Origin of the sequence: Pseudomonas sp. Pf153, assembly GCF_001269775.1 — a bacterium.
Taxonomy (GTDB): Bacteria; Pseudomonadota; Gammaproteobacteria; order Pseudomonadales; family Pseudomonadaceae; genus Aquipseudomonas; species Aquipseudomonas uvaldensis.
Map to the genome: position 1 here is coordinate 90,289 of NZ_LHVL01000016.1, position 13,926 is coordinate 104,214.

Annotated in this window: 12 protein-coding genes; 6 read left to right on the forward strand and 6 right to left on the reverse strand. The window is 62.1% G+C overall.

Annotated features, from left to right (window positions below):
* Window positions 1-10 precede the first annotated feature (10 nt).
* Window positions 11-727: an LrgB family protein gene (locus tag AD666_RS11500; RefSeq protein ID WP_053151799.1), complete on the reverse strand. Its 717-nt coding sequence runs from the start codon at window positions 725-727 to the stop codon at window positions 11-13.
* Window positions 724-1,089 carry a CidA/LrgA family protein gene (locus AD666_RS11505; RefSeq protein ID WP_053151801.1) on the reverse strand — a complete coding sequence of 122 codons (366 nt, stop codon included), beginning with the start codon at window positions 1,087-1,089 and terminating at the stop codon, window positions 724-726. Before AD666_RS11505 ends, AD666_RS11500 begins: the two co-directional genes overlap by 4 nt.
* Before the next feature lie 188 nt (window positions 1,090-1,277).
* On the opposite strand from AD666_RS11505, the gene AD666_RS11510 reads away from it, so the two are divergent.
* The 3 genes from AD666_RS11510 (at window position 1,278) to AD666_RS11520 (ending at window position 4,223) form a co-directional block, all read left to right on the forward strand.
* Window positions 1,278-1,733, forward strand: a complete 456-nt coding sequence (locus AD666_RS11510; protein ID WP_053125683.1) for a MaoC family dehydratase — start codon at window positions 1,278-1,280, stop codon at window positions 1,731-1,733.
* Between the two features lie 102 nt (window positions 1,734-1,835).
* Window positions 1,836-3,554, forward strand: coding sequence for a C13 family peptidase (locus AD666_RS11515; protein ID WP_053151803.1), 1,719 nt, complete (start codon window positions 1,836-1,838; stop codon window positions 3,552-3,554).
* Between the two features lie 27 nt (window positions 3,555-3,581).
* On the forward strand, window positions 3,582-4,223 hold the full coding sequence (locus AD666_RS11520; RefSeq protein ID WP_053151806.1) for an oxidoreductase: 642 nt from the start codon (window positions 3,582-3,584) through the stop codon (window positions 4,221-4,223).
* A 164-nt stretch (window positions 4,224-4,387) separates the two neighbouring features.
* Here the strand turns inward: AD666_RS11520 and AD666_RS11525 are convergent, their stop codons facing one another.
* From AD666_RS11525 to AD666_RS11540, 4 genes are all read right to left on the reverse strand, one after another.
* A complete protein-coding gene (locus AD666_RS11525) occupies window positions 4,388-4,672 on the reverse strand; it encodes a YceK/YidQ family lipoprotein (protein WP_053151808.1) in 285 nt (94 codons plus the stop codon).
* Window positions 4,665-5,297: a flavin prenyltransferase UbiX gene (gene ubiX, locus AD666_RS11530; protein WP_053151809.1), complete on the reverse strand. Its 633-nt coding sequence runs from the start codon at window positions 5,295-5,297 to the stop codon at window positions 4,665-4,667. Before ubiX ends, AD666_RS11525 begins: the two co-directional genes overlap by 8 nt.
* A complete protein-coding gene (gene mpl, locus AD666_RS11535; RefSeq protein ID WP_053151811.1) occupies window positions 5,294-6,643 on the reverse strand; it encodes a UDP-N-acetylmuramate:L-alanyl-gamma-D-glutamyl-meso-diaminopimelate ligase in 1,350 nt (449 codons plus the stop codon). Before mpl ends, ubiX begins: the two co-directional genes overlap by 4 nt.
* 225 nt (window positions 6,644-6,868) lie before the next feature.
* Window positions 6,869-8,776 (reverse strand): sigma-54-dependent Fis family transcriptional regulator, encoded by a 1,908-nt coding sequence (locus tag AD666_RS11540; RefSeq protein WP_053151812.1) that lies wholly within the window; start codon window positions 8,774-8,776, stop codon window positions 6,869-6,871.
* Between the two features lie 418 nt (window positions 8,777-9,194).
* On the opposite strand from AD666_RS11540, the gene AD666_RS11545 reads away from it, so the two are divergent.
* The 3 genes from AD666_RS11545 (at window position 9,195) to AD666_RS11555 (ending at window position 13,904) form a co-directional block, all read left to right on the forward strand.
* Window positions 9,195-10,715: an aldehyde dehydrogenase family protein gene (locus AD666_RS11545; RefSeq protein ID WP_053151814.1), complete on the forward strand. Its 1,521-nt coding sequence runs from the start codon at window positions 9,195-9,197 to the stop codon at window positions 10,713-10,715.
* Window positions 10,716-10,954: 239 nt separating this feature from the next.
* Window positions 10,955-12,325: an ethanolamine permease gene (gene eat / locus AD666_RS11550; RefSeq protein WP_053151816.1), complete on the forward strand. Its 1,371-nt coding sequence runs from the start codon at window positions 10,955-10,957 to the stop codon at window positions 12,323-12,325.
* 184 nt (window positions 12,326-12,509) lie between these two features.
* Window positions 12,510-13,904 (forward strand): ethanolamine ammonia-lyase subunit EutB, encoded by a 1,395-nt coding sequence (locus AD666_RS11555; RefSeq protein ID WP_053151818.1) that lies wholly within the window; start codon window positions 12,510-12,512, stop codon window positions 13,902-13,904.
* Window positions 13,905-13,926: the final 22 nt, after the last annotated feature.

The window sequence follows — 13,926 nt, forward strand, 5'->3', positions numbered from 1 at the left end:
ACCCAATTCCTTAGACGGTCATCGATACGACCAGCGGCAGCAACACCGCCGTGGCCACGCCCATCAGGCTCATCGCCAGCGCCGCAAAGGCGCCGGACTCCTCGCTTTCCTGCAACGCCACCGAAGTGCCCACCGCATGGGCCGTCAGGCCCAATGCCATACCGCGAGCTTCGGGGCTGCGCACCCCCAGTCGATTCAAGATGCCTGGCCCCAGGATGGCCCCAAGCACCCCGGTGATCAGCACAAACACCGCCGCCATGGCCGCCACCCCGCCGATCTGCTCGGCCACCAGCATGGCAATCGGTGACGTCACCGACTTGGGCGCCATGGTCATCAGGATCATGTGGTCGGCGCCAAACGCCCACCCCAGCAGTACCGCGGAGCCGGTGGCGAACACCCCGCCTATCACCAGCGTAGTAAAAATCGGCCAGAACAATTGTCGGATGCGTCGCAGGTTCAAATACAACGGCACCGCCAGGGCGACCGTGGCCGGGCCCAGCAAAATGCTGAGGATCTCGGTGCTCTTGCGGTATTCGGCATAGGTAATGCCACAACCGACCAGCACGCCGATCAACAACAGCATGGACATCAGCACCGGTTGCAGGAATATCCAGCGGGTCCTTTCAAAAGCCGCCAGCACCAATTGATAGGCACCCAGGGTAATGCCGATGCCGAACAGCGGATGGTGGATCACCGAGACCCAGGCGCCCTGCCAGTCGAGCATCATTGCGTTTCCTCCGGCGCAGGGGCGTGGCGTCTGGCCAGGCGCTGCATCAATATCCCCGTCAGGGCCACGGACAGAATCAGTGACAGCGTCAGTGCACCGACGATGGCCCAGAAGTCGGCGGCTATGGCCCGGGCATAGACCATCACCCCCACCGCTGGCGGCACCAGCAGCAAGGGCAGGTAACGCAACAGGCTGCTGGCGGCCAGGCTCAACGGCTCGCTGACTTCGCCACGCATGACCAGATAAACCAGCAACAGCAGCAGGCCAATGATCGGCCCCGGCAGTATCGGCAAGAACAAATGATTGATGGCGGTGCCCAGCAATTGGAACAGCACCAGCCAGGTCAGGCCCCGTAGCAACATCCGCTCTCTCCCCAACACTTACTCAAATGAAAGCGCCCGCATTATAAGCATGCCCGCGCTATGACCCGGCATTCGTAAAAAGCATGGTCGATGACCTGCCCGGTCCGTCATGTTGATCTACAGTGGTTCTCCGGGGGCCGAAGCCGCCGTTTCAAAAAAGATAAACCGATGAACCAAGGAGAGTCTCAATGCCCTATGTGCCTGTTGCAGCGCTCAAAGATTATGTCGGCAAGGAACTTGGACGTTCCGAATGGCTCACCATCGACCAGGACCGCATCAACCTGTTCGCGGAAGCCACTGGCGACTTTCAGTTCATCCACGTCGATCCGGTCAAGGCCGCGCAGACTCCATTCGGCAGCACCATCGCCCACGGGTTCCTGTCGTTGTCGCTGATGCCAAAGCTGATGGAAGACATCCTGATCCTGCCCGAGGGCGTGAAGATGGTGGTCAACTATGGGCTGGACAGCGTGCGTTTCATCCAACCGGTGAAAGTCGATTCCAAGGTCCGCCTCAAGGTCGACCTGGTGGACGCCACCGAGAAAAAACCCGGCCAATGGCTGCTCAAGGCCACCGCCACGCTGGAAATCGAAGGCTCGGAAAAACCTGCCTACATCGCCGAACCCCTGTCGCTCTGCTTCGTGTAAACCCGGGCGGAAGCGAAACCGCCCAGGCAGTTTCGCACCGCTTCTCTATATCCAGAAGGCTCGGCTGCGGCATACTCGTGGCCTGATTACCTGGATCCCGTTATGCGCTTACTCGTTCCTCTGACCCTGACTCTGTTGCTGACCGCCTGTGGCGACAGCGAATCGTTGCTGCCAGCCGATGCGCGCCTGCCTGACGGCGGACGCTATCGCGGCGACCTGGTGAACGGCTTGTTGCAAGGCCAGGGGCGCGTCGACTACCCCAACGGCAGTTGGTACGCCGGGCAGTTCGACAAAGGCCAGTGGCATGGCACCGGGGAATGGCATGGTAGCAATGGCGAGGTTTATCGCGGCCAGTTCCAGCAGGGCCTGTTCCATGGCCAGGGCAGCCTGACCACGCCAAGCAGCAGCTACACCGGCGGTTTCAAGCAGGGCCGGCGCGACGGCGAAGGCACCCTCAAGGAAAACGGCGTGACCTACCGCGGCGAGTTCAAGGCCGACCGCTATGCGGGCCTTGGACGCCTGGAACTTGCCGACGGCAGCCAGTACCAGGGCCCATTCGTCAACGGCAAGCCCAACGGCGAGGGCCAGCGCTTCGACGCCGCCGGTAACCAGTTCACCGGGCATTTCGTCGACGGTCAGCTCCAGGGTAAAGGCACCTTCAACAGCGCCGATGGCGATGTCTATGTCGGCGGCTTCAAGAACAACCAGCTCGACGGGCGCGGGCGCTACGAAAATGCCGATGGCGATGTCTGGATCGGCCTGTTCAAGGAAGGCGCGCTCACAGGCAAAGGCGAGTTGATCGGTGCCGATGGCAGCCATTACCTCGGCCAATTCAAAGAGTGGCGCTTTACCGGCCAAGGCCGCCTGAACCTGCCTGACGGCAGTTTTTATATCGGCCAGTTCGACAACGACGCTTATCACGGACGCGGCACCCTGGTGCTGACCGACGGCACTGTGCAGGACGGCACTTGGGCCAACGGCCAGCGGGTACGCGACGCAAACGGCCGGTTGCTACCGGATGTGCTTGAACTCGGCCTGCTGGCCCAAGGCCGTCTGCTGGACGACGCGCTGGCCGAGATCCCGGCCTCGACACCCGCGGTCGAGCTGTACAGCCTGACCTTGGGCGGCGATGGCAAGCAGAGCGTGTTCCTGCGCGAATCGGACTATGTCTCCAACATGCTCGCCAGCCGTTTTGGCGCATTCGGCCAGATTCGCCTGGTCAACCACCGCGATCACTTGGGCGACCGCCCCATGGCCACGCGCGAAAGCCTGCGCCGTGCCGTCAACGCCCTGGCCGAGCGCAGTGGCCCCGAAGACCTGGTCTTCATCTACCTGACCAGCCACGGCACCAGTGAACATGAACTGGTCCTCGACCAGCCGCGCATGGAACTGGCCGACCTGCCCGCCGATGAGTTGGCTGCAGCCCTGGCGCCGCTGAAGAACCGCGACAAGATCGTGGTGATCTCGGCCTGCTATTCCGGCGGCTTCATCCCGGCACTCAAGGATGACCGCACATTGGTCATGACCGCTTCGCGGGCGGACCGGGTGTCCTTCGGTTGCTCCGAAGAAGCCAACTTCACCTACTTCGGTGATGCCCTGTTCGCCCAGGCCCTGAACCAGACCGACGACTTGGAACAAGCCTTCAAGCTGGCCAAGGCCACCGTCGCCGAACGGGAGCAGGCGGACAACTTCGAAGCCTCCGAACCGCAGATCTGGGCGCCACGGACGGTTCTTTCCCACTGGCAACTGTTGCGCAAACAGCAGGCACGAAAAGCATTGCAAAGTGCCGGACTGAACGACGAGGGCAAAAAGAGCAACTAAGCTGAATCGTATCAAGGGGGAAACACTATGTACTTGACGCCTCAGCATGTTTTGCTCGCCGGAGCGACCGGGTTGACCGGGGAACACCTGTTGGACCGGCTGCTCAACGAACCGACTATCACGCGCGTGCTGGCACCTTCGCGTCGGCCATTGGCCGAGCATCCACACCTGGAAAATCCGGTTGGGGAGCCGGCCCAGGTCCTGCCGCAACTCAGCGGCCAGGTCGACATCGCCTTTTGCTGCCTGGGTACGACCATCAAGAAAGCCGGTTCAGAGCAGGCCTTTCGCGCGGTAGATCTGGATCTGGTGGTGGCGTTTGCCAAGCGCGCCCGGGAACTGGGGGCGCGACACCTGATCGTCATCAGCGCCCTCGGGGCGGATGCGAAATCATCGATCTTCTACAACCGGGTCAAAGGTGAGATGGAAGCGGCACTCAAGGCCCAAGGCTGGCCGCAACTGACCATCTGCCGCCCATCCCTGCTGCTGGGCGAACGGGTCGAACCGCGTCTGGCCGAGCAACTGGCCGGCCCCTTGTCGAAGCTGATTCCGGGCAAATACCACGGCATCGAAGCCTGCCAACTGGCCCGCGCCATGTGGCGCCTGGCGCTGGAAGAGCAGGACGGGGTACGGGTGGTCGAATCGGATGAGTTGCGTAAGTTGGGTAAATAATTCAGTCGCTGCCGGAACAGTTTTGGATTTATCCGTGGGGCAAGCTGTGGGAGCAAGGCTTGCCCGCGATGAAATTTACGCGGTTCTGCCTTGGAATCGAGGCGGCTGTATCGCGAGCAAGCTTTGCTCCCACGAGGAAAATCCCATCGCCAAGTTCAGCGGCGTCACATACCGCCAGTCGCCTGAAACCCCACCCCCATCGCCGTAAACAACGACAACGGCAATAACAACGTATCGAGCAACGCACTGCCCGGCAGATCGACACCAGGGTAGCTCGGTGCCTCGGCGCCAAAACGGTCCTTGGCGCAGCAGCCGCCGTTGAGGGCATAGAGATCCAAGCGCGTCCCGGCATACACCACGGGCGCGCCGGGCTTGGCGGCGTCGAGGGTCCGGGCGGTGGCGCAGCCGGTCAATTGCAGCGCCAGCAGCACCACCAGCAGTTTATTCATCGCTGCTCAAATGATGTTCACCCCAGCGCGGCAGCATGTCCTGAGGAATATTCAGCAGGTTGAGAATCCGCGCCACCACGAAATCGATCAGGTCATCGATGGTCTGTGGCTGGTGATAGAAACCCGGCGAAGCCGGCAAAATGGTCACGCCCATGTTCGACAACTTGAGCATGTGCTCCAGATGAATGCTCGAATACGGCGCTTCCCGAGGCACTAGGATCAACTGCCGGCGCTCCTTGAGTGTCACGTCCGCCGCCCGTTCGATCAGGTTGTTGCAGGCGCCGGTGGCAATCGCCGACAACGTGCCGGTGGAACACGGCACCACCACCATCGCCGCCGGAGCACCGGAGCCTGAAGCCACCGGCGACATCCAGTCCTCCTTGCCATACACCCGGATCTGCCCCGCCGCCGCCCCCGTGTACTCGGTGAGGAACGCCTGCATCATCTGGGGCTTGGGAGGCAGGGTGACATCGGTTTCCGTCGCCATCACCAATTGCGCCGCCTTGGAGATCAAAAAGTGCACCTCGCGATCTTCCCGCACCAGGCAATCAAGCAGCCGCAGACCGTATTGGGCGCCGGATGCACCGGTCATCGCCAGGGTGATGCGTTCCGGACCGTTGCTCATCGCAGCGCCTCGGCCAGTTTGCCGTGCAGGCCGCCGAAGCCGCCGTTGCTCATGATCACCACGTGGGTGCCGGGTTGGGCCTGGCTCTTCACCCGCTCGATGATGCCTTCCAGCGAATCGCTGACAATCGACGGCACCGTGCACAGTGCGGCGGTGGCGCCCAGGTCCCAGCCCAGGTTGGCCGGCGAATACCAGATCACCTGATCGGCATCCACCACGCTTTCCGGCAGGCCATCACGGTGAGCACCGAGCTTCATGGAGTTGGAGCGCGGCTCGATGATGGCGATCAGCGGCGCATCGCCGATGCGCTTGCGCAAGCCGTCGAGGGTGGTGGCGATGGCGGTCGGGTGGTGGGCGAAGTCGTCGTAAATGGTGATGCCGCGCACTTCCGCGACTTTCTCCATGCGGCGCTTGACGCTCTTGAACGCGCTCAACGCCGCGATGCCCATGGACGGCACCACGCCAACATGACGAGCCGCGGCCAATGTGGCCAGGGCGTTGGCGACGTTGTGCTGGCCGGTCAGTTCCCACTCGACCACGCCTTGGGACACGCCCTCGAGCATCACTTCGAATTGCGAACCGTCGTCGCTGAGCAATTTTACCTGCCACTGCCCGCCCGCGCCGGTGGTCTGCACCGGAGTCCAGCAGCCCATCTCGATCACCCGCTGCAAAGCCGGCTCGGTGGTCGGATGAATCACCAGGCCTTCGCTCGGGATCGTACGGACGAGATGGTGGAATTGCCGTTCGATGGCCGGCAGATCGGGGAAGATGTCGGCGTGATCGTATTCAAGATTATTCAAAATCGCGGTGCGCGGGCGGTAATGGACGAATTTCGAGCGCTTGTCGAAGAACGCGCTGTCGTACTCATCGGCCTCGATCACAAAAAACGGCGTGCCCCCCAGGCGCGCCGACACCGAGAAATTCTGCGGCACGCCGCCGATCAAGAAGCCCGGGCTCATGCCGGCGTGCTCCAGGACCCAGGCCAACATACTGCTGGTGGTGGTCTTGCCGTGCGTACCGGCCACGGCCAGGACCCAACGGCCCTGCAACACGTGATCGGCCAGCCACTGCGGCCCGGACACATACGGCAGGCCTTTGTTCAGCACATACTCCACCGCCGGGTTGCCTCGAGACATGGCATTGCCGATGACCACCAGGTCCGGCGCCGGATCCAGCTGCGCCGGGTCATAGCCCTGGGTCAGCTCGATGCCCTGGGCTTCCAGCTGCGTGCTCATCGGCGGGTAGACGTTGGCGTCGGAACCCGTCACATGATGGCCCAGCTCCTTGGCCAGGACCGCCATCGAACCCATGAAAGTGCCGCAAATACCGAGAATATGGATGTGCATAGTCGACCTCGTAAAACATGGCCGCAGGTTAGCGTAGGGAGGGGGAAATCGCACCTTGTGTTTGGTCTCGACTGATACTCACAGGCCGCAAAGCACCGCCGATCACTGTGGGAGCGGGCTTGCTCGCGAATGCGGTGGTCATTCAACAGATGCATCGGCTGGCCTACCGCCTTCGCGGGCAAGCCCGCTCCCACAGGGGATTTTCAGTGGCTGTGGAATCGGTGCTCAGCGAGCAATCGCATGCTTGCGCAACTTCCTGTACAGCGTGTTACGGCTGATGCCCAACTGCTGTGCCGTGTTGGTCATATGCCAGCGCGTCTGCTCCAGCGCATTGAGCAACGCCAGCCGCTCGGCGCTTTCCAATGGATGCTCGGGTGGCGCGGTGTCCTGCGCCGGTGGCCGTGCCTGGCGAATCATTGCCGGCAGATCCTCCACCCCAATCCGCCCGCCCTCGCACAACGCGGCGAGGGTACGCAGCACACTGCGCAGTTGCCGTACGTTGCCCGGCCAGTCGAAGGCCAGCAAGGCCTGACGCGCCGGTTCGTCAAGGATCACCGTCTCGTCGCCGCTTTCTTCGGCCAGCAAAAAGTCCAGCAACTGCGCCTTGTCGCTGCGCTCGCGCAACGCCGGCAAGGGGATTTCCAGGCCGTTGAGCCGATAGTACAAGTCCTCACGGAAACTGCCGTCCTGCACCCGTTCAAGCAATTGCCGGTGGGTAGCGCTGATGATGCGCACGTCGACCGCCTCGGGTTCGCCGCCAATGGGCACCACCTGGCGGTCCTCCAGCACTCGCAGCAAACGGGTCTGCAAGGCCAGAGGCATGTCGCCGATTTCATCAAGGAACAGCGTGCCACCATCGGCCTGTTGCAGCTTGCCGCGCATGCCTTCCTTGCGGGCGCCAGTAAAACTGCCGCCGCGATAGCCGAACAACTCGCTCTCGATCAGGCTTTCCGGGATGGCCGCACAGTTCAGGGCCACAAAGTGCTTGCCGGCGCGCTGGCTGGCCTGATGCACAGCCTTGGCGAATGCTTCTTTGCCGGAGCCGGTTTCACCGTGGATCAGCAACGGAACATCGCGCTCGAACACCCGGAGGGCCTTGCGAAAATGCGCCTGCAGCGTCGCATCCGCCAGGCAGATACCTGGCGACTTGGGTGGTTCGATGACTTTGATCGCGGGAACGACCGGCATCGGCATGCTGCGTGGCTGGCCGCGGAGCACCGCGAACAAGTGGCGCCCGTCGCGAGTGTGCAATGGCCAACTGGCGCTGGCCTGGGCACTGGCGCGGCCCAGCAGCTCGTCCAGGGAGCAGTCAAAAAACGCCTCCACCGGTTGGCCCAGCAAGCCAGCACGCCGGTGTCCCAGCAGATTGAGGGCACTTTGGTTGACCGCGCAGATCCGTCCTTCGCCGTCGAATGCCAGCAGTCCCTCACTAAACAACCCCACGGATTCGGCTTGCAGGTGAAAGCGCAACAGCCATTGATTGTCGAAGCAGCGCAGGAAATAGCAGCTCTCGATCATTTTTGCCGAGAGATTGACCAAAGCCATGGTATGGAACTGGCTCTGGCGGGACACCTCGGGCCGGGCCGAGGAGACGTCGAGCACTGCCAGCAGCTCGCCATGGGGATCGAACACCGGGCTTGCCGAACAGGTCAGGCCGGTGTGGCGACCGCGAAAGTGTTCTTCCTGGTGAATGGTCAGGGCCTGGCGCTCCACCAGGCAGGTGCCGATACCGTTGGTGCCTTCGCAGGCTTCGCTCCAGTCGGCGCCGAGCCAAAGGCCGGCCCGTTCGAAAATCTTGCGTTCGCTGGGCGCGGTGACGCAGTTAAGAATCACGCCCCGGGCATCGGTAAGCAACACCGCGTGGCCGGCGCCGGACAATTGTTGATGCAGGCTGGTCATTTCCGTGCCGGCGATGTGCAACACCTGCTGCAGGCGCTCGCGGCTTTCCAGCACCCGACCATGCTCCAACACCGTCGGCGCCAGATTCTGCGCCGGATCGAGGTGATAATCCTCCAGGCAACGCAGCCAGGAACGGGCTATCGATGGATCGCTGCCAGGGCCCTGCAGATGCGCCTTGCCCTGGGTGACCGTCAGGACTTGCTGGGCGTGGCGGCTCAAATGGTTGCTGTGCATTTTTTATTATTCTCCCGCTGTTATCTGTGGGAGCAAGGCTTGCCCGCGATGGCCTCGACACGATCCAAAAGGAAATCCGTGTCATCGTTCATCGCGGGCAAGCCTTGCTCCCACAAGCGCCCGGCATCCTTCACAAAGATGTCCTGCATCCTCCGTGGAATGCCCAGCATCCTCCAGCCCAACCCGCAATGCAATGCTGGCGCGACCCGCCAGTCACCCGCTGTATCAGCAATGGCACAAAGTGTCACACTCTCTGTATCGCTATCGTCACGGGGTGGCGCCCGTCCGTCCGATGAACTCCCCTCAAGTCCTTGATTTCCGGGCCTTGCAAGGCAATGGCCCAACCTTTGCTCTAGGCTTGTACCAGCGCTTGATTGCGCAGCTCCCTAATAAGCACAAAAGCCAAGGAGAACTCACCATGCGTTACGCTCACCCCGGTACTGAAGGCGCTATCGTTTCGTTCAAGAGCAAATACGGTAACTACATCGGCGGCGAGTTCGTCGCGCCTGTCAAAGGTCAGTACTTCACCAACACTTCCCCGGTCAATGGCCAGCCCATTGCCGAATTCCCGCGCTCCACAGCCGAAGACATCGAAAAAGCCCTGGACGCCGCCCACGCCGCCGCTGATGCCTGGGGCGCCACCTCGGCCCAGGCCCGTTCGCTGATTCTGTTGAAAATCGCCGACCGCATCGAGCAAAACCTGGAGACACTGGCGATCACCGAGTCCTGGGACAACGGCAAGGCCGTGCGCGAAACCCTCAACGCCGACATCCCTCTGGCGGCGGATCATTTCCGCTACTTCGCCGGCTGCCTGCGGGCCCAGGAAGGCGCGGCGGCCGAGATCGACGGCAACACCGTGGCCTATCACATCCATGAACCGCTGGGCGTGGTCGGGCAGATCATCCCGTGGAACTTCCCGCTGCTGATGGCCGCCTGGAAACTCGCCCCGGCCCTGGCCGCCGGTAACTGCGTGGTGCTCAAGCCTGCCGAGCAAACCCCGCTGGGCATCAGCGTGCTGATGGAACTGATCGGCGACCTGCTGCCACCCGGCGTGCTCAACGTGGTGCAAGGTTTCGGCAAAGAAGCCGGCGAAGCCCTTGCCACCAGCAAACGCATCGCCAAGATCGCCTTCACCGGCTCGACGCCGGTGGGCTCGCACATCATGAAATGCGCTGCGGAAAACATCATTCCATCCACGGTGGAACTGGGCGGCAAGTCGCCGAACATCTTCTTCGAAGACATCATGCAGGCCGAGCCAAGCTTTATCGAAAAAGCCGCCGAAGGCCTGGTGCTGGCATTCTTCAACCAGGGCGAAGTCTGCACCTGCCCATCCCGCGCCCTGGTGCAGGAGTCGATCTACGACGAATTCATGCAAGTGGTGATGAAGAAAATCGAGCAGATCAAACGCGGCGATCCGCTGGACACCGACACCATGGTCGGCGCCCAGGCGTCCGAGCAGCAGTTCGACAAGATCCTCTCGTACCTGGAAATCGCCAAGGGAGAGGGCGCGCAGTTGCTGACCGGCGGTGCGGTGGAAAAACTCGAGGGCAACCTGGCCAGCGGTTATTACATCCAGCCGACCCTGCTCAAGGGCACCAACAAAATGCGCGTGTTCCAGGAGGAAATCTTCGGCCCGGTGGTGAGCATCACCACCTTCAAGGACGAAGCCGAAGCCCTGGCGATCGCCAACGACACCGAGTTCGGCCTCGGCGCCGGCCTCTGGACCCGCGACATCAACCGTGCCTACCGCATGGGCCGGGCGATCAAAGCCGGTCGTGTGTGGACCAACTGCTACCACCTCTACCCGGCCCACGCCGCGTTCGGTGGCTACAAGAAGTCCGGCGTGGGTCGCGAAACCCACAAGATGATGCTCGATCATTATCAGCAAACCAAGAATTTGCTGGTGAGTTACGACATTAATCCATTGGGGTTCTTCTAAGCTCTGGGGCGATTCAGATGTTCCTGGGTCGCCCTTAAGACCGCCATCGCGAGCAGGCTCGCTCCCACAGGGATTGTGTGGGCTACACGAATCCCCTGTGGGAGCGAGCCTGCTCGCGATGGCGTCCTCACTTAACACCACAAAACCAATGCCCCACAGCCCTGGCATAACCCTTGCGTGCCCGCTCCACACCCCAACCACCGAAAGTCCACCAAAGATCAAAAACCAAGAGAGGACTTATGACAACTACCAACCAACTCAAACCTACACTCGGCACCCTGCATTTATGGGGTATCGCCGTCGGCCTGGTGATTTCCGGCGAGTACTTCGGCTGGAGTTACGGCTGGGGCACCGCAGGCACGCTGGGCTTTCTCATCACCGCGCTCATGGTGGCGCTGATGTACACCTGTTTCATCTTCAGCTTCACCGAGCTGACCACCGCGATTCCCCACGCCGGCGGGCCGTTCGCCTATAGCCGACGGGCCTTTGGCGAGAAAGGCGGGTTGATCGCCGGGATCGCCACGTTGATCGAGTTCGTCTTTGCGCCCCCGGCCATCGCCATGGCCATCGGCGCCTACCTCAACGTGCAGTTTCCGGACCTGGACCCGAAAGTGGCGGCGGTTGGCGCTTACATCGTGTTCATGACCTTGAACATCCTGGGTGTCAGCATCGCCGCAGCGTTCGAACTGGTGGTCACCGTGCTGGCGGTCGCCGAATTGCTGGTGTTCATGGGCGTGGTCGCGCCGGGCTTCAGCTTCAGCAACTTCGTGTTGAACGGCTGGTCTGGTGCAAATGAATTCAGCCTCGCCTCAATTCCGGGCATTTTCGCGGCGATTCCCTTCGCGATCTGGTTCTTCCTCGCCATTGAAGGCGCAGCCATGGCCGCCGAAGAAGCCAAGGACCCGAAACGCACCATCCCCCGCGCCTATGTCAGCGGCATCCTGACCCTGGTGTTCCTGGCCATCGGCGTGATGATCATGGCCGGCGGTGTCGGCGACTGGCGGCAACTGTCGAACATCAACGACCCACTGCCCCAGGCCATGAAAGCAGTGGTCGGCAACGATTCGACCTGGATGCACATGCTGGTCTGGATCGGCCTGTTCGGCCTGGTGGCAAGTTTCCACGGCATCATCCTCGGCTACTCGCGGCAGTTCTTCGCCCTGGCCCGGGCCGGTTACCTGCCACGGGGCCTGGCGAAACTGTCGCGCTTCCAGACCCCGCACCGGGCGATCCTGGCCGGCGGCGTGATCGGCATCGCGGCGATCTACAGCGACGGCCTGGTTAACCTGCAGGGCATGAGCCTGACGGCGGCGATGATCACCATGTCGGTGTTCGGCGCCATCGTGATGTACATCATCAGCATGCTCAGCCTGTTCCGCCTGCGTAAGGTCGAACCGAACCTGGAACGCACCTTCCGCGCCCCGGGCTACCCCATCGTGCCGGGCATCGCCCTGTTCCTGGCGGTGGTGTGCCTGATCGCCATGGCATGGTTCAACATGTTGATCGGCCTGGTCTTCCTGGTGTTCATGATCGTTGGCTACCTGTACTTCCAACTGACCGCCAAACAACGCTCCAGCGCCCCGACGGACGCTATGCTTACGGGGATTTGAAGTGAGCAGGGCTGAGTTCTCTGTATGGGAACCCAGTCCCCCTGTGGGAGCGGGCTTGCTCGCGAATGCGGTGTGTCATTCAGCAGATGCATCGACTGACATACCGCATTCGCGAGCAAGCCCGCTCCCACAGGGTTCAGTGTTGTATTTGAATTCATTATAAGAACCAGGAGGACATCGCCCCATGGCCGCATTCGTCCATTCCGTCGGCGCCCAGACCTATCGCTTCGACTGCCTCAAAGACCTGATGGCCAAGGCCAGCCCGGCCCGCTCCGGGGATTTCCTGGCCGGTGTCGCCGCCCTCAACGACGGCGAACGCGTGGCCGCGCAGATGGCGCTGGCCGACCTGCCCCTCAGCCATTTTCTGCAAGAAATGCTGATTCCTTACGAGGCCGACGAAGTCACCCGGTTGATCGTCGACACTCACGATAAACAAGCCTTCGCCGCCGTCAGCCACCTCACGGTCGGCGGTTTTCGCGACTGGCTGCTCAGCGACGCCGCCGACGAACAGAGTCTGCGCGCCCTCGCACCGGGCCTGACGCCGGAAATGGTCGCTGCCGTGTCGAAGATCATGCGCGTGCAGGACCTGGTGCTGGTGGCGCAGAAAATCCGCGTGGTGACGAAATTCCGCGGCACCCTCGGCCTGCGCGGACGGCTGTCCACCCGCCTGCAGCCCAACCACCCCACCGACGAACCGGCCGGGATCGCCGCGAGCATCCTCGACGGCCTGCTCTACGGCAACGGCGACGCCATGATCGGCATCAACCCGGCCACCGACAGCACGGCCTCGATCTGCGCCATGCTGGAAATGCTCGACGCCATCATTCAGCGCTACGACATCCCGACCCAAGGTTGCGTGCTGACCCACGTCACCACCTCCATCGAAGCGGCCAACCGTGGCGTGCCGCTGGACTTGGTGTTCCAGTCCATCGCCGGCACCGAAGCGGCCAACGCCAGTTTCGGCATCAACCTCAACATTCTGAAAGAAGGCTACGACGCCGGGCTGAGCCTGAATCGCGGCACCCTCGGCAACAACCTGATGTATTTCGAGACTGGCCAGGGCAGTGCGCTATCGGCCAACGCCCACCACGGCGTCGATCAACAGACCTGCGAAACCCGGGCCTACGCCGTGGCGCGACATTTCAACCCGTTCCTGGTCAACACCGTTGTAGGATTCATCGGCCCGGAATACCTGTACAACGGCAAACAGATCATCCGCGCCGGCCTCGAAGACCACTTCTGCGGCAAGCTGCTGGGCGTGCCGATGGGCTGTGACATCTGCTACACCAACCACGCCGAAGCCGACCAGGACGACATGGACACCCTGCTGACCCTGCTGGGCGTGGCCGGGATCAACTTCATCATGGGCATCCCCGGCTCCGACGACATCATGCTCAACTACCAGACCACTTCGTTCCACGACGCGCTCTACGCGCGCCAGACCCTGGGCCTGAAACCGGCACCCGAGTTCGAGCAGTGGCTGGCGAACATGGGCATCTTCACCCAGGCCGATGGCCGGGTGCGGTTCGGCGACAACCTGCCGCCGGCGTTTCGTCATGCCTTGGCTCATTTGGGATAAGCCGTATTTGGATGAGTGATTA